Raw genomic sequence first — 20,425 nt, forward strand, 5'->3', positions numbered from 1 at the left:
CCTAAATTTTTAAAAAGTATTTGTACAAAAATTTAGTTCAATTTATCGCTAGTGACATGCATAATAAGGAAACAAGAAATACTCATATGAAAGAAGCATTTGATATTATTAAGGATAAATACGGCCTATCAAAGGCTCTTGAATTATTTGAGAAAAATCAAGAAAAATTGTTAATGAATAAAGTTATCCAGAAAAAAGTGAAATTTTATATCTTGTCTATCAAATTTTTTCTTAAATATGGTATTATTTATGAGATTAGATTGTTGTAATATGTTTGTTAGATATTAAATATACAAGAAAGAAGCAATGTACGATTATCTAATTGTTAGTGCTGGTTTGTCAGGAGCGATTTTTGCTTATGATGCGACTAAGCGTGGAAAAAAGTAAAAGTAATAGATAAACGTGACCACATTGGTGGGAATATCTATTGTGAAAATGTTTAGGGAATCAACGTTCACAAATACGGTGCACATATCTTCCATACTTCAAATAAAGAAGTTTGGGGTTATGTGAATAAATTTGCTGAGTTTAATAATGATTTAGGAGTGATAATTTGAGAAATTTAGGATTAGATTTATTAAAAATATTTTCTTGTATTGGAGTTGTAGTACTACACTCTACTAGGCCTGGATTTAATTTAGAAAACTATAATATAAGTGCATATTTATATTACCTAGCTACATATGCTATACCATTATTTTTTATGTTAAATGGATATTTTTTATTGAATAAGAAAAAATTACCTTATAGTTATGTTTTTAATAAAATAAGGGGAATCTTGACTATAGTATTCGTATGGAATATGTTGATATGGGTGATCAAAAGAGATTTTAATGTTAATCCATTAATGAAAATTATAGGTTCATTAGTTCAAAAAGGATATGCTTATCAATTTTGGTTTTTTGGATCGTTAATAATAATATATTTGACATTACCTATAGTAAAAAAGTATTGGAGAAAGATTATTCATACTTTGTTATTTTGTTAATATTGATAGTTATTGGTATAGTTATTGAAATGATAAATACTTTTATTTTTCATAAACCTCTACAACAATATGTTCCACAAACTTTTAGATTATGGACATGGTTTTTCTATTATATTTTAGGTGGATATTTAGGGAAGATAAATATTCAAGAAATCAAATTAACAAAATTGATTAAGATTAGTTTTAGCATAATATTTATAATTTCACCTATACTATTATTTTATTTAGCGAAAAATGTCTATCATGACGCACCTGCAGAGTATTTTTATGATTCAATGATTGTAAAAATAGTAAGTATAGGACTATTTATATTATTCTTAAAAATTGAAAAAAATATTGTATTGAAAAATAATGAATTAATAGTTAAGCTATCATCATTAACTTTGGGAGTATATATTGTTCATACGTATGTATTAGCAAGAGTAGCCAAGTATATAAATTATAATTTATGGTATAATGCAGTTATTATATTGATTGTCACGTTGAGTATTAGTTTTTTTATTTCAAGAATTATTTGGAGTGTAAAATATTTTAGAGTATTGTTGAAAATTTAATTAGAATCAAACCTGATTTGATTTATTTTTGAAGAAAAGAAACTTCAACTTCGCAAAGAATATGGTATTCCAGAAGATTGTTTAGTCGTAGGACAAGTTTCTCGCCTATATGAAAAACAAAAAAATCAAAGTTTTTGTGTTAAGGTTTTTTCTGAAATCGTCAAAAAAGAACCCAATTCTCGCTTAGTATTTATCGGAAGAGGAGATACTGAGTTTTTAGAAAATGTGGCAAAAGAATATGGAGTAGCAGACAAAGTCATCTTTACAGGCTTGACCACTAATGTCGGAAAAATGCTAAATCTTCTAGATGTTTTCTTTTTTCCATCTAATTTTGAGGGATTACCGATTGTACTCATTGAAGCGCAAGCCAATGGATTACCTGTTGTAACAGCAAAGCATTTACCAAATGCAAGAATACTAGATAACTATGATAACAGTCTGTCTTTGAATGATTCTCTTGAAGATTGGGCAGATAAGATTTTGTCGGTCAGAGATCATCGAGAGCTTGATACAGAAAAGGTGAAACAGCTAATAGAACAAAACGGCTACGAGATTGACTCAGCAACCAAACAGTTGGAGAAATTGTTTGTAGAGTGATAAAAAGTTGATGGAGAGGACAAGAATGTCTTCTCTAATTTCATTTCAATCAGACCATTATCCGGTAGTTTCATAAATAAAATTAGGTATGTTTTAATAGTACTTCTAAAAGTTATTTTATCAGCTGAATAATTAATTTAATTGCAAGGGAATACGACTAAGTTTATATTTAATAATCTCATGGATTAGAGATAGGTATTTTCTGAAAATTAATATATTAAAAAATGAGATTGCATTCAATTTTCCTTAATAAAATAGCTTTTCTAGACAAAAGCTTATGCAAAAAAGAATAATTTATGATAGAATAGAGGATAAGAAAGAAAACGTTTTTACAATTTTTTCAATCCGAAGGAGATATATTATGGCTACTATTCAATGGTTTCCTGGTCACATGTCTAAAGCTCGTCGACAAGTGCAGGAGAATTTAAAATTTGTTGATTTTGTGACGATTTTGGTGGATGCACGCTTACCTCTATCTAGTCAAAATCCTATGTTGACCAAGATTGTTGGTGACAAACCAAAACTCTTGATTTTAAACAAGGCAGACTTGGCTGATCCAGCAATAACCAAGGAATGGCGCCAGTATTTTGAATCACAAGGAATCCAGACGCTAGCTATCAACTCCAAAGAGCAAGTGACTGTAAAAGTTGTAACAGATGCAGCCAAGAAGCTCATGGCTGATAAGATTTCTCGTCAAAAAGAACGTGGGATTCAGACCGAAACCTTGCGTACCATGATTATCGGGATTCCAAATGCTGGTAAATCAACTCTCATGAACCGTTTGGCTGGTAAGAAGATTGCCGTTGTCGGCAATAAACCAGGTGTTACCAAAGGGCAACAATGGCTCAAAACCAATAAAGATCTTGAAATCCTAGACACGCCAGGAATTCTCTGGCCTAAGTTTGAGGATGAAACTGTTGCGCTTAAGTTGGCCTTGACCGGAGCTATTAAAGACCAGTTGCTTCCTATGGATGAGGTAACTATTTTTGGCCTCAATTATTTCAAAGAATATTATCCAGAAAAGTTGGCCGAACGCTTCAAACAAATGAAAATTGAAGAAGAAGCGCCTGTTATTATTATGGATATGACCCGTGCTCTCGGTTTCCGTGACGACTATGACCGCTTTTACAGTCTCTTCGTGAAGGAAGTCCGTGATGGCAAACTCGGTAACTATACCTTAGATACATTGGAAGACCTAGATGGCGACGATTAAAGAAATCAAAAAACTCCTTGCTACAGTCAAGGACCTTGATAACCCTATTTTTTTAGATCTTGAAAAGGACAATCGCTCTGGAGTTCAAAAGGAAATCAGCAAGCGTAAAAAAGCCATTCAGGCAGAATTGGATGAGGATCTTCGTTTGGAATCCATGCTTTCCTACGAAAAAGAACTTTACAAGCAAGGATTGACTTTGATAGCAGGTGTTGATGAGGTTGGTCGAGGTCCTCTGGCTGGGCCAGTAGTTGCTGCAGCCGTCATCTTACCTAAAAATTGTAAGATTAGAGGTCTCAACGACAGCAAGAAAATTCCTAAAAAGAAACATCTGGAGATTTTTCAAGCAGTTCAAGACAAAGCCTTGTCAATCGGCATTGGTATCATGGATAATAAAGTCATCGACCAAGTCAATATCTATGAAGCAACCAAACTGGCCATGCAGGAAGCAATCTCCCAGCTCAGTCCTCAACCTGAGCACCTTTTGATAGATGCTATGAAACTGGATTTACCCATTTCACAAACATCTATCATCAAAGGAGATGCTAATTCCCTTTCAATTGCAGCAGCTTCTATAGTAGCCAAGGTGACACGTGATGAATTGATGAAGGAATACGATCACCAGTTCCCTGGCTATGATTTTACTGCTAATGCAGGATACGGAACTGCTAAACACCTAGAAGGACTGGAAAAACTAGGAGTTACCCCAATTCACCGAACCAGCTTTGAACCCATTAAATCGCTGGTTTCAGGAGAAAAAGAAAGTTAAGTTAGAAGGAATGATTATGGAGGAACAGTCAGAAACACTCAGCTCCAAGAAAGAATTTGCCTTTGCCTCGAGCACCATATTATCCCAAGTTGGACGAGGAATCATTGTTGGTCTCGTTGTTGGAATTATCGTTGGATCTTTTCGGTTTTTAATCGAAAAAGGCTTCCACCTGATACAAGGACTTTATCAAGATCAAGAGCATCTAGTGCGCAATCTTTTTATCATTGGTCTATTTTATTTAATAGTTTGTTGGCTCAGTGCGAAATTAACTCGGTCAGAAAAAGATATCAAAGGCTCAGGAATTCCTCAAGTCGAAGCCGAATTAAAGGGATTGATGACTCTCAACTGGTGGGGCGTACTTTGGAAAAAATATATTCTAGGAATTCTTGCTATTGCAAGTGGACTCATGCTGGGGCGTGAAGGACCCAGTATTCAACTTGGAGCGGTAGGTGGTAAAGGAATTGCCAAATGGCTCAAATCCAGTCCAGTAGAGGAACGCTCCTTGATTGCTAGTGGAGCTGCAGCAGGATTAGCCGCAGCCTTTAATGCTCCAATAGCGGGGCTCCTCTTTGTCGTAGAAGAAGTCTATCACCATTTTTCACGCTTTTTCTGGGTCTCAACTCTAGCAGCCAGTCTCGTAGCAAACTTTGTTTCTCTGCTCATATTTGGCCTAACGCCAGTGCTAGACATGCCTGATAATATCCCTCTCATGACCCTGGATCAGTATTGGATTTACCTCCTTATGGGAGTTTTTCTTGGACTATCTGGTTTTCTCTATGAGAAAGCTGTGCTCAATGTTGGTCGAGTTTATGATTGGCTTGGCCAAAAAATCCATTTAGATAGAGCTTATTACCCAATTCTTGCCTTTATTCTCATCATACCAGTCGGAATTTTCTTACCACAAATCCTTGGTGGTGGAAATCAGCTTGTTCTTTCCCTAACTGAGCAAGATTTTAGTTTCCAAGTTCTATTAGTTTACTTTTTGATTCGCTTTGTTTGGAGCATGATTAGTTATGGAAGTGGTTTTCCAGGAGGAATATTCCTACCAATTTTGGCGCTTGGCTCCTTACTTGGTGCCCTAGTTGGTGTTATTTGTGTCAATCTTGGGCTTGTCAGTCAAGAGCAATTCCCTATATTTGTCATTCTAGGAATGAGTGGTTATTTTGGAGCAATATCCAAAGCTCCCTTAACTGCTATGATACTCGTAACTGAGATGGTAGGAGATATTCGCAACCTCATGCCACTCGGACTGGTAACCCTAGTTGCCTACATCATCATGGATCTGCTCAAAGGTGCGCCAGTCTATGAGGCTATGTTGGAAAAAATGCTGCCAGAAGAAGCGACAGATGAAGGAGAAGTCACTCTCATTGAAATCCCTGTTTCAGATAAAATAGCAGGAAAACAAGTACACGAACTCAACTTGCCACATAACGTACTCATCACCACCCAAGTCCATAATGGCAAGAGCCAAACAGTTAACGGCTCAACTAGAATGTACCTCGGTGATATGATTCACCTAGTTATTCCAAAAAGTGAAATTGGGAAAATCAAAGATTTGATGTTGTAAAATTTTTTACATAATTTATGTTATGTAAAAAATAAATTTCTTAATTAAATACACTAGAAAACCGATTCTCAGCAATGAGATCGGTTATTTTTTACAGATAAGATATTTCACATACAAATAATTGAACTTTGGTAAAAATAAGACTATAATCAAGTTAGGAATGATAAAGCATAAAGCTAGAAAGGAGTTTACTGTATCAAATCTGTATAGTAAGATTAAAATCATGAAAAAGAAAACAATAGCAATTATACAATGTATTTTGTATCTCATAGCTCCTTATATAGCTCTTCAGTTGTGTAGTATTAACAGAAGTTTAGTGGGTGATTTCTTTATTACTTTCCTTATTTTGTTGACTATTTCATTCTGGTTTAGTATTTGGAAGCTAGAAAAAGCACTAGCTAATGATTCACAATAGAAACTTCAAAGATTTAGATCTGTTTTACACAGATTTAAGTCTTTTTAAAAAACTCTATAACATCTTTCCGAAAAACTATAATTTTCTTGAAAAATATATGAGTCTATGCTATACTACTAGTAGACTTACTTTATGGAGAAAATACATGAAACGTGAGATTTTACTGGAACGAATCGACAAACTAAAACAAATCATGCCCTGGTATGTTCTGGAATACTATCAATCTAAGCTGGCTGTACCTTACAGTTTTACAACCTTGTACGAATACCTCAAGGAATACGATCGATTTTTTAGCTGGGTTTTGGAGTCTGGTATTTCAAACGCTGATAAAATGTCTGATATTCCTTTATCTGTCTTGGAAAATATGTCTAAGAAAGACATGGAATCTTTTATTCTTTACCTACGTGAACGTCCTTTGCTGAATTCTAATACAACAAAGCAAGGTGTCTCACAAACAACTATCAATCGAACCTTGTCAGCACTTTCTAGTCTTTACAAGTATCTAACCGAGGAAGTCGAAAACGATCAGGGGGAACCTTATTTCTATCGTAATGTAATGAAGAAAGTTTCAACAAAGAAAAAGAAAGAAACGCTTGCTGCAAGAGCTGAAAACATCAAGCAAAAACTCTTTTTAGGTGATGAAACAGAAGGTTTTCTTACTTATATTGACCAAGAGTACCCTCAACAGCTCTCTAATCGAGCTCTCTCATCATTCAACAAAAATAAAGAACGTGATTTGGCCATTATTGCCCTTCTATTGGCATCTGGTGTCCGCTTATCTGAAGCTGTTAATCTGGATCTAAGAGATCTCAATCTCAAAATGATGGTTATCGATGTCACTCGAAAAGGGGGCAAACGTGACTCGGTCAATGTCGCTGCTTTTGCTAAGCCTTATTTAGAGAATTATCTGGCCATTCGAAATCAACGCTATAAGACAGAAAAAACAGATACAGCCCTTTTTTTGACTCTCTACAGAGGTGTTCCTAATCGTATCGATGCTTCCAGTGTGGAAAAGATGGTTGCTAAGTACTCTGAGGACTTCAAAGTCCGTGTAACACCCCATAAACTACGCCATACCCTAGCAACCAGGCTCTATGATGCCACTAAATCGCAAGTTTTGGTCAGTCACCAGCTAGGACATGCCAGTACACAAGTCACTGACCTCTATACCCATATCGTTAATGATGAACAAAAAAATGCTCTAGATAGTTTATGATTTTACGTATTTTAAATTATGTAAATACATATCAAAAAAAGAAGCTGGTCCTACAACCAACTTCTTTTTGATTTATCCAACTACCGCCTCAGCGATTTCTTCACGGCTAATACCAGCGAAGTAGCGTGTGATATCAATGGTTTCTAGCGCCTTAAGGACATCTTCGCGTTCGTATTTCACCCCACGAAGGATATCTTCTACTGCAGCAACGTCTTCAATACCAAAGAAGTCACCGTAAATCTTGATGTCTTGGATTTTTGATTCGACAACATTAGCAAAGACTTCGACCTTACCACTGGTGAATTTTGTACCACGACGGACGTTAAATTCAGGTGATTTACCATAGTTCCAGTCCCAAGTTCCAAACTTGGTATCCTTGATACGGCTAATTTCAGCTAATTCTTCCTCAGAAAAAACGTATTCTGTCATCTCTGGATACTCTTTTTTCATGTATTCCAAGAGTAAATCACGGAATTCTTCAACTGTAATTTTTTCTGGCAATTCATTGACAATATTGGTTACACGGGCACGGACCGATTTCACACCTTTTGATTCAAATTTATCTTTTGAAACCTTAAGGGCATTTGCTAGGACTGATAAATCAACGTCAAAGAGCAAGCAACCGTGGTGCATGATACGGCCATTGATATAGGCTTGGGCATTGCCACAGAACTTCTTACCATCAATCTCAAGGTCATTACGGCCTGTGAACTCAGCTTTAACACCAAGTTGAGCCAAAGTATTGATAACTGGAGTTGAAAAACTCTTGAAGTCAAAAGCTTTGTTTTCATCTTCTTTTGAGATGATTGTGTAGTTGAGGTTATTTAAATCGTGGTAAACAGCTCCACCACCACTGATACGGCGGACCACCTCAATACCATTTTCTCGAACATAATCACGGTTGATTTCTTCGATGGTATTCTGGTGACGACCAACAATGATAGATGGCTTGTTGATCCAAAGTAGGAAGATTTGATCCTCATCCAAAAGATGTTTAAAGGCATATTCTTCCAAGGCGATATTAAAAGCAGTGTCGTTTGAATGATTGATAATGTATTTCATGAGATACCTTCTTATACGATAGAGACTGGAATAACCTTCCAGTCTAATCTATCTTCGTTTTATTTTTTCTTAGGTGAATGGATGGCCATTCCTAGAACATCCGCAAATGCTTCGTACATCACTTCAGAGTAGGTTGGGTGTCCGTGGATAGTCTTCAGCATTTCTTCAACAGTAATTTCCATTTCGATAATGCTTGATGCTTCGTTGATTAATTCTGCAGCTGCAGGACCGATGATATGAACACCAAGGATTTCTCCGTATTTCTTATCAGCAATAACTTTAACGAAACCTTGAGCAGCATCCGATGCAATAGCACGACCGTTAGCAGCAAAGTTGAACTTACCGATGGCAACATCGTATTTCTCACGGGCTTGTTCTTCTGTCAAACCTACTGCTGCTACTTCAGGAAGAGTGTAGATGGCTGCAGGAGTCAAATTCAATTTGGCAACAGCATGATTTCCTTTAAGAGCATTTTCAGCAGCAACTTCACCCATACGGAAGGCAGCATGGGCCAACATCTTGGTACCGTTGATATCACCTGGTGCATAAATACCAGGAACAGAAGTTTCCATGTACTCGTTAACTTTGATACGACCACGGTCTAACTCGAACTCAACTTCACCAATTCCTTCAAGATCTGGAACACGACCAATTGAAAGAAGAGCTTTATTTGCGATGATATCATCTTTTCCTTCAACTTTGATACGAAGTTTGCCATCTTCTTCAATGATTTCTTGAAGTTTAGTACCTGTCAAGATAGTCATACCTTTGCGTTCAAGAATCAAGCGAAGATTCTTAGATACTTCCGCATCCATAGCTGGAACAATGCGGTCCATCATTTCAATAACAGTTACTTTTGAACCAAATGTCATGAAGGCTTGACCAAGTTCAATACCGACAACACCACCACCGATGATAACAAGGCTTTCTGGAACTTCGTTCATTTCAAGAATGTCGTCACTAGTCATGACAAGTGGAGATTCCATACCAGGGACGTTGATCTTGCTGACTTTTGAACCACCAGCAAGGATAATTTTCTTGGTTTCAAGCAATTCTGAACCATTTACCAAGACGTTTTTGTCTTTAGTGATGGTACCAATTCCCTTATGAACTGTAACCCCGTAGCTACGAAGAAGACCTGCAACTCCACCAACTAAAGTATTGACAACTTTAGACTTGGTTTCAAGGAGTTTGTCCATATCTACAGTGAATTTTGGATTTTCGATGACGATACCACGGTTTGCTGCATATCCGATGTTTTCGATGATTTCAGCGTTGTGAAGGTAGGTCTTGGTTGGAATACATCCACGATTCAAGCAGGTTCCACCGAGTTCAGATTTCTCAACAAGGGCAACCTTACCACCGAGTTGGGCAGCTTTAATGGCTGCAACATAACCTGCAGGACCTCCACCAATCACGACGATATCAAAGGCATCATCGCTCTTACCATCGTCATTTGAGGCACTGGCTGCAGGTGCTGGGCTAGCTTCTGGCGCTGTTGCTCCAGCAGTTGGAATGTTTTCCCCTTCTTCACCAAGGTAACCGATAACTTCCGTTACAGGAACAGTTTCACCGTCCCCTTTAAGAATGGCAATCAAGTATCCATCTTCTTCAGCTTCCAATTCCATGCTGACTTTGTCAGTCATGATTTCCAAAAGGATTTCTCCTTCTTTTACAAATTCTCCGACTTTTTTATTCCATTGGACGATTTGTCCTTCTGTCATATCCACGCCGGCTTTTGGCATAATTACTTCTAAGGCCATGTCTTCCTTCCTTTATCTATATCTTTAAAAATGACTACTCTTGTTCTTAAATCAACATTGAGATGGGATTTTCAATCAATTCTTTCAAGTCTTTCATAAACTTGGCTCCAGCCATGCCATCTACGACACGGTGGTCAATGGTTAATCCTAGGCTCATGATAGGGCGAATCACAATCTCACCATTGACAACAACTGGTTTCTCAATTGTCGAACTGACACCAAGGATAGCTGAGTTTGGTTGGTTGATGATAGGACCAAAGGACTGAACGCCAAACATTCCCAAGTTACTGATTGTAAATGTTGAATTTTGCAATTCACTTGGAGCCAATTTACCATCCAAGGTACGGCCAATGACGTCTTTGAATGCAACAACCAGCTCTGAAAGACTCATCTTCTCAGCATTGTAAACAACTGGTGTCATCAATCCATTATCCATCCCAACTGCCATCGCAAGGTTGACATAGTTGTGAGTGATAATAGTCTTGCCGTCTTCTGTCAATGAAGCGTTAATGTATGGGTGTTTCATAAGAGTCTTAACAACTGCAAGTGAAAGAAGGTCTGTTACAGTAGTCTTCTTTCCAGTTGCTTCCATGATTGGTTCAAGCACCTTCTTACGAAGAGCCAGCATTTCAGTCATATCAACCTCATAGTTGAGTGTGAAGGTTGGCGCAGTTAGGTAAGATTCAACCATACGTTGGGCAATAACCTTACGCATTGGTGTCATTGGGATACGCTCAATTTCACCATAAGGAGTGATATTATCAGGAACCTCTTCCACTTTTTCAATCTGAGCAGGAGATTTGATAGTGTCGTTTTCGATATTTTCAGGAAGCAAGGCCAAAACATCCTTCTTCATGATTTTACCACGATGACCCGTTCCTTGGATTTCCTGCCAAGCAATATTATGTTCGAGGGCAATTCGTTTTGCAAGTGGCGAAATGCGAACCACGTTTGTGTCTTTATAAGTTTCCACGTCTTCTTTGTGGACACGACCGTTTGCACCTGAGCCAGAAACGTCGTAGAGGTTGATCCCTAAATCATCCGCTAACTTTCTAGCTGCAGGAGTCGCTCTTAGCTTGTCATCAGCCATGACCTCTCCAATTCTATACTAAGATATTAAGGACGCAGAGGGCGATGAAAAAATAGGAGATTGACGATGTGTTCGATGAACACAAGGAAATCTATCTTTTTTTCGCAGACCTCCGTCCGAATTCAATTAAATGATACAAAGGGCGTAAAAAGTCAAAGTGAAAATAGTAAACTTGACGAAAAAACTTTAGTTTCTAGGAAAGTTTATCTTTTTCACACAGACTTTAGCCCGAGTTCTAATCTAAGATATTAAGGACGAAGAGCTCTGCACCTAAAAAATACAAAGTTTCTCGTCGGCTTCATTTTGGTTACATAACTTATTTTATGTAATTCTATTCTTTGTTATATGTTTTACGGATGGCATCTTTGATGCTTTCAACTGTTGGAATCATTGCATTTTCTAGGTTTTGTGCATAAGGCATCGGCACATCTTCTCCTGCACAACGACGGATTGGTGCATCTAGATAGTCAAACGCTTCTGACTCTGAAATAATAGCTGAAATCTCTCCGATATAGCCACTTGTTTTGTGGGCATCGTTGACCAGAACAACCTTACCAGTCTTCTTCACTGAGTTGATGATGATATCCTTATCAAGCGGAACAAGGGTACGTGGGTCAACAATCTCAACAGAAATTCCTTCTTCTGCTAATTCTTCAGCAGCTTGAACCACACGACGGAGCATTTTTCCGTAAGTAACAACTGTTACATCCGTTCCTTCGCGTTTGATTTCCCCAACACCAAGTGGGATTGTGTAGTCTGGATCAACTGGCACTTCCCCTTTTTGGTTAAATTCTGACTTGTACTCAAGAATGATAACTGGGTTGTTATCACGGATAGAAGACTTGAGCAGTCCTTTCATGTCAGCAGGTGTACCTGGTGCTACAACCTTAAGTCCTGGGATATGAGTGAACCAAGACTCTAGAGATTGTGAATGCTGGGCTGCAGATCCAACTCCATTACCAGCTGCACAACGTACAGTCATTGGAACCTGACCTTTACCACCAAACATGTAACGTGTTTTAGCAGCTTGGTTGACGATATTGTCCATGGCAATAACCGAGAAGTCCATGAAGGTCATATCAACGATTGGACGAAGTCCTGTCATGGCTGCTCCTGCTGCTGCTCCTGAAATGGCAGCCTCAGAAATCGGACAGTCACGGACACGTTCTGGACCAAATTCTTCAAGCATTCCAACAGAAGTACCGAAGTCTCCTCCAAAGACACCGACATCTTCTCCCATCAAGAATACATTTTCATCGCAACGCATTTCCTCAGACATAGCAAGGATAATGGTGTCACGGAAGGACATTGTTTTTGTTTCCATTTTATCTCTTTCTCCTTAGTCTGCGTAAATATCTTCAAAGGCTGATTCAAGCGGTGGAAATGGACTTTCCTCTGCAAATTTAACAGAAGTTTCTACTGCTTCCTTGACTTGCGTTTGGATTTCTTCCAATTCTTCGGCACTTGCAATAGTGTTTTCAATGAGATACTTGCGAAGGTTTTCGATCGGGTCTTTTTGTTTCCACAATTCCACTTCTTCACGCGTACGATATTTACCAGGGTCAGATGATGAGTGACCAAGCCAGCGATAAGTAACACTTTCAATCAATACAGGCCCATTGCCACTGCGAACATGATCTACAGCTTTCTTAAATCCTTCATAGACATCAATGACATTGTTACCGTCTTCGATGAACATTCCAGGAATTCCATAAGCGGCGCTACGTTGATGGATATGTTCTACATTGGTCATTTTCTTGATATCCGCAGAGATACCGTAACCGTTGTTAATGCAATAGAAAATGACTGGCAGGTTCCAAATAGAAGCCATATTTACTGCTTCGTGGAAAACACCTTCGTTAGTCGCACCATCACCAAAGAAGCAGACTACGATTTTTCCAGTATTTTGCATTTGTTGACTGAGGGATGCACCAACAGCGATTCCCATACCACCACCTACGATACCATTGGCACCAAGGTTCCCAGCATCAAGGTCGGCGATATGCATAGATCCACCTTTCCCTTTACAAGTTCCAGTGTATTTACCAAGGATTTCAGCCATCATTCCATTGAGGTCAATCCCTTTGGCAATAGCTTGTCCGTGACCACGGTGGTTTGAGGTAATTAGATCATCTGGATTGAGAGCCAACATAGCCCCCACGTTAGCGGCTTCCTCTCCAACAGAAAAGTGCGTCATTCCTGGCACTTTCCCTTTCTTTACTAATTGCGCAATTTTTAAGTCCATACGACGGATTTCTTCCATCTTACGGAACATCTCTAGCAAAAGATTTTTATCTAAAGTTGACATCTTCTTGCCTTTCTAAGTTTCTTCTTACCTTACTATTTTACCGTTTTTGGCAAATACTGTCAAAGTTTTTCTAAAGAAAATTTCACAAAATAAAAAAGAAAACCCCATGGAAACAAGGGATTTCCTTATCAAGAATATTTTTTCACAAACTTTTTAGCGTTTAGATTTTACTAAAGATTCAAATCTCTTCGTAATCACAGTTAGACGCCAACGGTAGAGAGCCCCACTCACAATTAGACTAAAAATCAAACCGATCCAGTAAGAATAAGCTCCAAAATCTGTTAGGGAATCAAATACCATAGCCACTGAGATTGCTACACCCCAATAACCAACCAAACCAAGGTAAAAAGGAATAACTGTATCCTTATACCCCCGCAAAATTCCCTGAAGCGGTGCCGCAAAGGTATCTGCTAACTGGAAGAAAAGACTATAAGTCAAAAAGCGTGCTGTCAAATCGATAAATTCTGGGTCGTTACCATAAAGACTAGCCACATTTCCCCTAAAAATGTAAAGGAAGGTTAAGGTGAAGGCCGCAAAAATAAGAGCTGTCCATCTTCCTAGACCAATATAGGTTTTCGCATCATCAAATCGCTTGGCTCCCACTTCATAGGAAACAACAATAGCCATAGCCGATGAAATACTCATAGGGAAGGCGTACATAAGACTTGAAAAGTTCATAGCTGACTGGTGACTAGCAATAATCAAGGACGAAAACTTAGCCATAATCAAGCCAACCACGGAAAAGATAGCCACTTCCGCGAAGACAGTTCCCCCAATAGGCAGACCTAAACGAACTCCTTCCTTGATTTTATCCATATTAAGTGGAATACGTTTCTCAAGATGTAGGGCTTTGAGCTTCTCCTGCTTAAATAGAACTAGAACAGAAATTCCAAGCAAAACCCAATAAGCCAAGGAAGTACCTAAACCAGCACCAGCACCTCCCAGTTCTGGAACACCAAAGGCACCGAAAATCAAGAGATAGTTAAATCCACTATTGAGAGGAAGTAACAAAAGCATGAGGTACATGGACAGTTTGGTCAAGCCCAGCGAATCCAGCAAGGAACGAATGACACTAAAGAGCAACAAGGGGATAATCCCGATAGATAAAAACCAGAGATAGCGAACTGCTACTGCCGCCACTGGCGCTTCTAGTCCAATATGATTCAAGATTGGTGGTGCCAAGAAAAGTACCATCCCCAGCAAGACCACAGATAGACCCAAGGCCAAATAGATGAACTGGTAAAAATCAGACGCAACCTCTTCCTTTTTGCCTCGACCAAGATGGTGACCAATGATGGGCACCAAGGCTGAAACAATACCTGTTAGAAATGTAAAGAAAGGATTCCAGATACTGGTTGCCATAGATACACCAGCCAAGTCCATGGTATTGTATTGGCCAGTCATAGTCGTATCAACAAAGGATGCAGAATAATTGGCAAATTGATAAATCAGGATAGGGAAAAATATCTTTAAAAATAAGATAAACTTGTCTTTAAAATGATGGGTCTGGTACATATAGGCTCTCTATTCTTTTTGTTTATAGAGCAGACTCCCACCTAGTTTTGATAGACAATTTGTCCCTTACAGATGGTATATTTAACCTGCCCTTTTAAGCTTTCACCAATGAATGGTGAATTAGCTGCTTTGGAAGCAAAATGGGAGTCCACAAGGCGGTCAGCCTTAGCATCAAAAATAGTGATGTCCGCTGGACCATTCTCAGCCAAGTAACCTGCTTCAAAGTTATAAAGCTTGGCTGGGTTATAGGTCATCTTTTCGAGTAATTCCATCAGGCTTAACTCCCCAGCTTCCACCAAATAAGTTAAACCGAGAGAAAGAGATGTTTCCAAACCAGTCATACCAGATGGTGCTTTGGTAATATCCTCAACGTTTTTCTCATCTGCATGATGAGGCGCATGGTCAGTCGCGATAACTGTGATGACACCTGACTTGAGACCTTCAATCACGGCACGACGGTCTGATTCCAAACGAAGTGGCGGATTCATCTTAGCATTGCTTCCTTGTGTCAAAAGGAGCGCTTCGGTCTTAGAAAAATGCTGTGGCGCCACTTCTGCTGTGACTTGCGCACCTAGATCCTGAGCAAACTCAACTACTTTAACACTTTCTTCCTTAGATAAATGTTGAATATGAACATGAGCCTTAGTTGCATAGGCAATCATGACATCACGCGCCATCATAGCGTACTCAGCCACCCCAGTCGCACCGCAGATATGGAAATGTTCTTTAGCAATATTTTCGTTAAAGCCAAGAACACCGTTCAATCCTGGATCTTCCTCATGAAGACTAATAAAGGTATTAAGCTTTTTAGCTTCCTCCATGGCTTCCTTGACAACTTTACTACTTTCAAGTGGGATACCGTCGTCTGAGAAACCAACCGCACCTGCTTCTAAAAGTGCTTTAAAGTCAGTCAAATCTTGGCCATTAAAGTTTTTAGTAATGGTCGCAACCGTCTTAACATTAATCTTCTCTTTGGAAGCTGACTGGAGAACTTCTTGCAAAGTCTCCACGTCTGAAATGGTTGGACTAGTATTAGCCATCATGACAACAGTTGTAAAACCACCTGCAGCGGCTGCTAGGGCACCAGTATGAATGTCTTCTTTATGTGTTTGACCAGGTTCACGGAAATGCACATGAATATCGACCAAACCAGGAGCAACTACAAGAGCACTAGCATCTAATATTTCTGCTCCTTCTTCTTTAATCTCAGGCGCAATTTTGATAATTTTCCCATCTTGGACTAAAACGTCACACACTTGATCCAAACCAGACTTGGGATCCATTACACGACCATTTTTGATTAGTAGCATCTGCTTTCTCCTTTATTCATAGAAATCGACTTGGGTATCCAACAATTTATCCCCATCATAAACAAACTTGGCTGAAAAGAAGGGTTTATCTTCTAAAAGCCACTCAACAAAGGTATGGTCACCTTCCCAAGTCGGCTTTCTCAAAACCTCGTCATAAGGAACCCATTCTAGCGTTCCCTCGTTGCAATCAATCAAGTCCCCTTCAAACTCCGTCACTTTAAAAACATAGGTGTACCAGTCTAAATCTGGCGTAAATTCTGGAAAAGTGATAACACCTTTTAGAACTGGCTTGGCTTTCAGTCCTGTTTCTTCAAGGATTTCACGCGCCGCGCACTCCTGAGGTGTCTCTCCTCTCTCTAGCTTACCACCCACACCAATCCATTTACCCGCATGGACGTCATTTGGCTTTTTATTGCGATGAAGCATGAGTAGTTCTTTCCCGTTATCAATGTAGCAAATCGTCGCTAACTGAGGCATATTCTCTCCTTATCTAAGCCAATCGATTGGCTCTTGTCCTGTCTCTTTTAAGAATGCATTGGACTTGGAAAAAGGCTTGGAACCCCAAAATCCTCTATAAACTGACAAAGGACTGGGATGGGCTGATTCGATAATCAAGTGATGAGGATTGGTAACCAAGACCTTCTTCTTGCGTGCATAAGCTCCCCAGAGTACAAAAACGACTGGTCTATCTAGATGATTGACCACCTGAATCACAGCATCCGTAAAAGGCTCCCATATCTGACCAGCATGCCCATTGGCCTGTCCAGCAGGAACCGTCAAACAAGCATTAAGAAGCAAGACTCCTTGTTCAGCCCAAGCTGTCAAATCATGAGATTTCTTGACCCCGATATCATCTGACAATTCTTTCAAGATATTTTGCAAGGATGGCGGAGCTGGGATAGAGTCCGGTACAGAAAAACTCAAACCCTGCGCTTGACCTGGCCCGTGATAGGGGTCTTGCCCTAGAATCACCACCTTAACGTCTTCAAGCGGTGTTGTCAAGAGAGCCTGAAAAATCTTTTCCTTGGGTGGATAAATAGTCCCTTGAGCATAGACCTGATTCATAAACTGATTGATTTTCCCGAAATAACCCTCAGGTAATTGCTCCTTAATCAAAGCATGCCAAGACGAATGTTCCATAGCCGACTCCTTCGTTTTTACTGCCTCTATTATAGCAAAAAGTGGCTATCTAAACCACTTTTTACAGTTTATCTAAACAATCCAGCAAGTCTTGGTAAGAATAGACTTCGTAGGTTGGCTGGGCTTGTGTGTGATTTTCGAGGTGATTAGGATTGTACCAGATAGTGTCAATCCCCGCATTATTGCCACCTTGAATGTCGGCGGTTAGAGAATCTCCAATCATCAGCGTCTTTTCTTTGCTAAATCCTTCAATCTGCTGACCAATTTTTTCATAAAAGAGAGCATCAGGCTTTTGTGTTTGCAACTGTTCAGAGATAAAGACTTGATTGAAATAAGGTGCTAGACCAGATTGAGCCAAACGCCCTGTCTGAATGGCAGTTATTCCATTTGTCGCAGTATACAGCTCATAATCTCGCTCGATAAGGTTATCTAAGAGCTCATGAGCGCCTGAAAAAGTTTGGCCCTGTTGGGCAAGGTAAAATTGGTAACTCTGGGCAAGTAAAGCACCGTCCTTCTCAAATCCAAAATGAGCAAATAAACGAGAAAAGCGCGTGTTAACCAGCTCTGGTTTACTGATTTTCTTTTGCTCCAAGTCCTTCCAGAGAGCCTTGTTCATAGGAACGTAATAGTCTTTATAGGCCTGAATATCTGCAACCCCTTCTTCTTTTAGAAGTTGGGTCAAAGCCACATCCTCAGCAGCATCAAAATCAAGAAGAGTGTGGTCAAGGTCGAAAAGTAGAAATTTGTAGGACAATTTGAGGTTTTCCTTTCTAGGTACTTAATAGATTAGTTTATTTCTTCTTTTTCTTAGTTTTATTCATCAACATACCAACTACAACTGGAGTAACCACACTTCCAACTTGTCCAACAACTTTAAGTATCTTTTTTGCTTCATCTATTTTTTTGTTTCTACACGATTCGCACTTATTGTGCTTATAACTTGATGGTAAATCCCTAGTACATGTCTTACATTTTTTTATTTCTTTCATTCTAGCACCTCTGTCTCAATATAATCTGGTTTATTTGGTAATTTCATTATAGAAGTTTCAATTTTTGGCAATTCTTTTGTCCAGTAATTTGTAGGAGAAGGATCAAGTAAATCAAGTCTCTCTACTAATTCCTGAGAACTGAGATAAGTTTCGTTAATAAATTTCCCAAAGTAATCCAAACTTTTTTGAGCAGCTTTTTTCTCGCCTAACTCATTATAGGCTAGTGCTGCTGATAGTGAAACGATATTTACAGCTGCTAATCCATCTCTAATTTCATTCATACGAGCTTCAATTTTATCTGGTTTATCCCCTTTTAATAACTTACCCCAAGTAGAATCTGGTTGTTCTTTAATAAAATTCACATTTGATTTTTGACTAAGCATTAAGAGATTTCTACTATCTTCTGCATCTGAAATAACTTGCAGTAACATCATTGTTCTAATGCTTGAATCTGATATCTCTCTAGCTTGCAAGAGTTTCTGTTGACAACTATAGGCTATTGCAAGTCTATCTGACTCCTGTCCTTTTCTGACGTCCTCAATAGCATATTGTACATTCTGAATCTCCTCTGCAATCTGAGCCATTTGAATTTGTGACGAATAATCGGCTAATGCTTTATTTAATTCTGGTGTCAACTTAACAGATTTCAATGGTACATTTCCAATGACTTTATTAGTATTAGTATCTACTAATACCGCCAAGAGAGAGCCATCTTTCTTTGTCATTAATTTTAACACTCCTTGAGCAATTTGTTCCCGTTGTTCTGGAGAAAGAATTGCCTGAAAAACCTCTTCAGGTATACTAGATTGGACAACATTGATAAAGGCTGGAGCAGAATATAACATTTTTTCTACTTCAGATAAGATTTTAGTTGCATTTTTGACTAAAGGTTTGGCTATTTCTGGTAACTTATTAAAAAACGATGAGGGTTTTAGTTCATAACCATCAATATCAAGAATATCGAAGTCATCTTCTCCAAAAAATAAAACTTCATCCATAAATTACTACCTCATTATGTTTAAATTATTAGAAATATTATACCATATTAAACAAAATTATGATTTTGATTTTTCTTTAATATTATTTATCCAATCATTTTTACTGGAATCTAACATAGAATAATACTATCCTATACAATTGACAGCTCAAATCGTTCAGAATAGAACAATCCTAACTATCGAATACTCTAACTTCATAAATATCCATGCAATTCTAGGTTTAGAATTCCTATAAACTAAATGTTTTCGCACTATTCTAAGACATTGATTGTCTTAGATTTTAATTTTTGAAGGATTCTAAAGCTAGAAGAACTCAAAAATGAAGATAACTAAGCTATTCGAAGCTTAGAAGAACCTTTTCTAAAATCCATACCCACTTTAACTAGCGACGCTTACAATTCTTCTGATGTGATTTGAGTTTTTTCAGAGCCCAATCATAGTGGCTTGACGTGCTACTAACAAAGTAAGAACCTAGACTTGTCCCTCCCGTCCACTTATAGATACCTTTGGTAAAGAGTTCGTCAGTTCTGAAGCCTTCTATCAACTCTAAAACCTCTCTATGTGATTGTTCTAGGAGTCTAGTCGCTTCTTCTAAGGAGGTTTTCTGGTGCTTCTTCCAAAAAGCGACATTCATTTCTCCATAAGTTTTCCAATTATAAGGTTCAGGGAGAAAAGTTCTTTCTTGACCTTCTTGATTAGAATGGACCCAAGTCAAAAGTAACTGCTGCCATTCATAAAGATGAATCAGGACATCTCTTAGATTCTTATCCCTTTTCCAGTGAGCTTCTTTTTTCTTTGAGTCTCTTGAAAAATCAAATGGAGTCTGTAGCTCATCTTCACTTAGTTGGGAGATGAAACGATTGAGCTTTTCATAGTTTTCCTTAGAGGCCAGCATTAGCTCCTCTTTTGTTTTCGGTCTAGGCACAGAGTTCTC

The 20,425-nt window shown here is 38.5% G+C and carries 21 protein-coding genes and 1 pseudogene; 9 read left to right on the plus strand and 13 right to left on the minus strand.

Annotation, left to right across the window (positions count from 1 at the left end; translation table 11 throughout):
- Positions 1 to 20: 20 nt before the first annotated feature.
- From D8845_RS10185 to xerS, 9 genes and pseudogenes are all read left to right on the plus strand, one after another.
- Positions 21 to 269: a CpsB/CapC family capsule biosynthesis tyrosine phosphatase gene (locus tag D8845_RS10185; protein WP_221762775.1), complete on the plus strand. Its 249-nt coding sequence runs from the start codon at positions 21 to 23 to the stop codon at positions 267 to 269.
- A gap of 37 nt (positions 270 to 306) precedes the next feature.
- Positions 307 to 536 (plus strand): annotated as a pseudogene (locus D8845_RS00380) (NAD(P)-binding protein); the annotation flags it as partial.
- A gap of 17 nt (positions 537 to 553) precedes the next feature.
- Positions 554 to 988, plus strand: a complete 435-nt coding sequence (locus D8845_RS00385) for an acyltransferase family protein (protein ID WP_125452005.1) — start codon at positions 554 to 556, stop codon at positions 986 to 988.
- Positions 952 to 1,542, plus strand: a complete 591-nt coding sequence (locus tag D8845_RS00390) for an acyltransferase family protein (protein ID WP_185757318.1) — start codon at positions 952 to 954, stop codon at positions 1,540 to 1,542. Before D8845_RS00385 ends, D8845_RS00390 begins: the two co-directional genes overlap by 37 nt.
- A 24-nt stretch (positions 1,543 to 1,566) precedes the next feature.
- A complete protein-coding gene (locus tag D8845_RS00395; protein ID WP_260467925.1) occupies positions 1,567 to 2,139 on the plus strand; it encodes a glycosyltransferase in 573 nt (190 codons plus the stop codon).
- Between the two features lie 361 nt (positions 2,140 to 2,500).
- Positions 2,501 to 3,352, plus strand: a complete 852-nt coding sequence (gene ylqF / locus D8845_RS00400) for a ribosome biogenesis GTPase YlqF (RefSeq protein ID WP_125452009.1) — start codon at positions 2,501 to 2,503, stop codon at positions 3,350 to 3,352.
- Positions 3,339 to 4,118, plus strand: coding sequence for a ribonuclease HII (locus D8845_RS00405; RefSeq protein WP_125452011.1), 780 nt, complete (start codon positions 3,339 to 3,341; stop codon positions 4,116 to 4,118). Before ylqF ends, D8845_RS00405 begins: the two co-directional genes overlap by 14 nt.
- 16 nt (positions 4,119 to 4,134) lie before the next feature.
- Positions 4,135 to 5,685, plus strand: a complete 1,551-nt coding sequence (locus tag D8845_RS00410; RefSeq protein WP_125452013.1) for a ClC family H(+)/Cl(-) exchange transporter — start codon at positions 4,135 to 4,137, stop codon at positions 5,683 to 5,685.
- A gap of 560 nt (positions 5,686 to 6,245) precedes the next feature.
- On the plus strand, positions 6,246 to 7,316 hold the full coding sequence (xerS, locus tag D8845_RS00420) for a tyrosine recombinase XerS (protein WP_125452017.1): 1,071 nt from the start codon (positions 6,246 to 6,248) through the stop codon (positions 7,314 to 7,316).
- Between the two features lie 72 nt (positions 7,317 to 7,388).
- Here xerS and D8845_RS00425 read toward each other — a convergent pair whose 3' ends face one another.
- The 13 genes from D8845_RS00425 to D8845_RS00485 all read right to left on the minus strand — a co-directional run bounded on the left by D8845_RS00425 (position 7,389) and on the right by D8845_RS00485 (position 20,416).
- Positions 7,389 to 8,378, minus strand: a complete 990-nt coding sequence (locus tag D8845_RS00425) for a lipoate--protein ligase (RefSeq protein WP_125452018.1) — start codon at positions 8,376 to 8,378, stop codon at positions 7,389 to 7,391.
- Positions 8,379 to 8,437: 59 nt separating this feature from the next.
- A complete protein-coding gene (lpdA, locus tag D8845_RS00430; protein WP_125452020.1) occupies positions 8,438 to 10,141 on the minus strand; it encodes a dihydrolipoyl dehydrogenase in 1,704 nt (567 codons plus the stop codon).
- Positions 10,142 to 10,187: 46 nt separating this feature from the next.
- The gene (locus D8845_RS00435) at positions 10,188 to 11,231 is read right to left on the minus strand and encodes a dihydrolipoamide acetyltransferase (RefSeq protein WP_033685023.1); all 1,044 of its coding nucleotides are present in this window, start codon (positions 11,229 to 11,231) and stop codon (positions 10,188 to 10,190) included.
- A gap of 331 nt (positions 11,232 to 11,562) precedes the next feature.
- Complete coding sequence (locus D8845_RS00440) at positions 11,563 to 12,555, minus strand: alpha-ketoacid dehydrogenase subunit beta (RefSeq protein ID WP_125452022.1); 993 nt, start codon at positions 12,553 to 12,555, stop codon at positions 11,563 to 11,565.
- 15 nt (positions 12,556 to 12,570) lie between these two features.
- Positions 12,571 to 13,539 carry a thiamine pyrophosphate-dependent dehydrogenase E1 component subunit alpha gene (locus tag D8845_RS00445; RefSeq protein WP_125452024.1) on the minus strand — a complete coding sequence of 323 codons (969 nt, stop codon included), beginning with the start codon at positions 13,537 to 13,539 and terminating at the stop codon, positions 12,571 to 12,573.
- 153 nt (positions 13,540 to 13,692) lie between these two features.
- Positions 13,693 to 15,054 carry a sodium-coupled multidrug efflux MATE transporter PdrM gene (gene pdrM / locus D8845_RS00450; protein ID WP_125452025.1) on the minus strand — a complete coding sequence of 454 codons (1,362 nt, stop codon included), beginning with the start codon at positions 15,052 to 15,054 and terminating at the stop codon, positions 13,693 to 13,695.
- 41 nt (positions 15,055 to 15,095) lie between these two features.
- On the minus strand, positions 15,096 to 16,364 hold the full coding sequence (locus D8845_RS00455; RefSeq protein ID WP_125452027.1) for a dihydroorotase: 1,269 nt from the start codon (positions 16,362 to 16,364) through the stop codon (positions 15,096 to 15,098).
- A 12-nt stretch (positions 16,365 to 16,376) separates the two neighbouring features.
- The gene (locus D8845_RS00460; protein ID WP_125452029.1) at positions 16,377 to 16,841 is read right to left on the minus strand and encodes an NUDIX hydrolase; all 465 of its coding nucleotides are present in this window, start codon (positions 16,839 to 16,841) and stop codon (positions 16,377 to 16,379) included.
- A 9-nt stretch (positions 16,842 to 16,850) separates the two neighbouring features.
- Positions 16,851 to 17,504 carry a uracil-DNA glycosylase gene (locus D8845_RS00465; RefSeq protein ID WP_125452031.1) on the minus strand — a complete coding sequence of 218 codons (654 nt, stop codon included), beginning with the start codon at positions 17,502 to 17,504 and terminating at the stop codon, positions 16,851 to 16,853.
- 61 nt (positions 17,505 to 17,565) lie between these two features.
- Positions 17,566 to 18,258, minus strand: coding sequence for a YjjG family noncanonical pyrimidine nucleotidase (locus tag D8845_RS00470; protein WP_125452033.1), 693 nt, complete (start codon positions 18,256 to 18,258; stop codon positions 17,566 to 17,568).
- 37 nt (positions 18,259 to 18,295) lie between these two features.
- Entirely contained in the window at positions 18,296 to 18,493 is a 198-nt protein-coding gene (locus D8845_RS00475) for a hypothetical protein (RefSeq protein ID WP_000658758.1), read from the minus strand.
- Positions 18,490 to 19,491: a hypothetical protein gene (locus tag D8845_RS00480; protein WP_125452035.1), complete on the minus strand. Its 1,002-nt coding sequence runs from the start codon at positions 19,489 to 19,491 to the stop codon at positions 18,490 to 18,492. Before D8845_RS00480 ends, D8845_RS00475 begins: the two co-directional genes overlap by 4 nt.
- Positions 19,492 to 19,873: 382 nt before the next feature.
- Entirely contained in the window at positions 19,874 to 20,416 is a 543-nt protein-coding gene (locus tag D8845_RS00485; protein ID WP_125452036.1) for a ClbS/DfsB family four-helix bundle protein, read from the minus strand.
- Positions 20,417 to 20,425 lie beyond the last annotated feature (9 nt).

Origin of the sequence: Streptococcus mitis (assembly GCF_003942865.1) — a bacterium.
GTDB lineage: Bacteria > Bacillota > Bacilli > Lactobacillales > Streptococcaceae > Streptococcus > Streptococcus mitis_BI.

What these genes read in the sequence shown, in the direction of transcription:
- D8845_RS00405 (WP_125452011.1), top strand. Translation starts at nt 3,339, where the DNA reads ATGGCGACGATTAAAGAAATCAAAAAACTCCTTGCTACAGTCAAGGAC.
- D8845_RS00465 (WP_125452031.1), bottom strand. Translation starts at nt 17,504, where the DNA reads ATGGAACATTCGTCTTGGCATGCTTTGATTAAGGAGCAATTACCTGAG.
- D8845_RS00460 (WP_125452029.1), bottom strand. Translation starts at nt 16,841, where the DNA reads ATGCCTCAGTTAGCGACGATTTGCTACATTGATAACGGGAAAGAACTA.
- D8845_RS00440 (WP_125452022.1), bottom strand. Translation starts at nt 12,555, where the DNA reads ATGGAAACAAAAACAATGTCCTTCCGTGACACCATTATCCTTGCTATG.
- lpdA (WP_125452020.1), bottom strand. Translation starts at nt 10,141, where the DNA reads ATGGCCTTAGAAGTAATTATGCCAAAAGCCGGCGTGGATATGACAGAA.
- pdrM (WP_125452025.1), bottom strand. Translation starts at nt 15,054, where the DNA reads ATGTACCAGACCCATCATTTTAAAGACAAGTTTATCTTATTTTTAAAG.
- ylqF (WP_125452009.1), top strand. Translation starts at nt 2,501, where the DNA reads ATGGCTACTATTCAATGGTTTCCTGGTCACATGTCTAAAGCTCGTCGA.
- D8845_RS00425 (WP_125452018.1), bottom strand. Translation starts at nt 8,378, where the DNA reads ATGAAATACATTATCAATCATTCAAACGACACTGCTTTTAATATCGCC.
- D8845_RS00455 (WP_125452027.1), bottom strand. Translation starts at nt 16,364, where the DNA reads ATGCTACTAATCAAAAATGGTCGTGTAATGGATCCCAAGTCTGGTTTG.
- D8845_RS00435 (WP_033685023.1), bottom strand. Translation starts at nt 11,231, where the DNA reads ATGGCTGATGACAAGCTAAGAGCGACTCCTGCAGCTAGAAAGTTAGCG.
- D8845_RS00445 (WP_125452024.1), bottom strand. Translation starts at nt 13,539, where the DNA reads ATGTCAACTTTAGATAAAAATCTTTTGCTAGAGATGTTCCGTAAGATG.
- xerS (WP_125452017.1), top strand. Translation starts at nt 6,246, where the DNA reads ATGAAACGTGAGATTTTACTGGAACGAATCGACAAACTAAAACAAATC.
- D8845_RS00475 (WP_000658758.1), bottom strand. Translation starts at nt 18,493, where the DNA reads ATGAAAGAAATAAAAAAATGTAAGACATGTACTAGGGATTTACCATCA.
- D8845_RS00480 (WP_125452035.1), bottom strand. Translation starts at nt 19,491, where the DNA reads ATGGATGAAGTTTTATTTTTTGGAGAAGATGACTTCGATATTCTTGAT.
- D8845_RS00410 (WP_125452013.1), top strand. Translation starts at nt 4,135, where the DNA reads ATGGAGGAACAGTCAGAAACACTCAGCTCCAAGAAAGAATTTGCCTTT.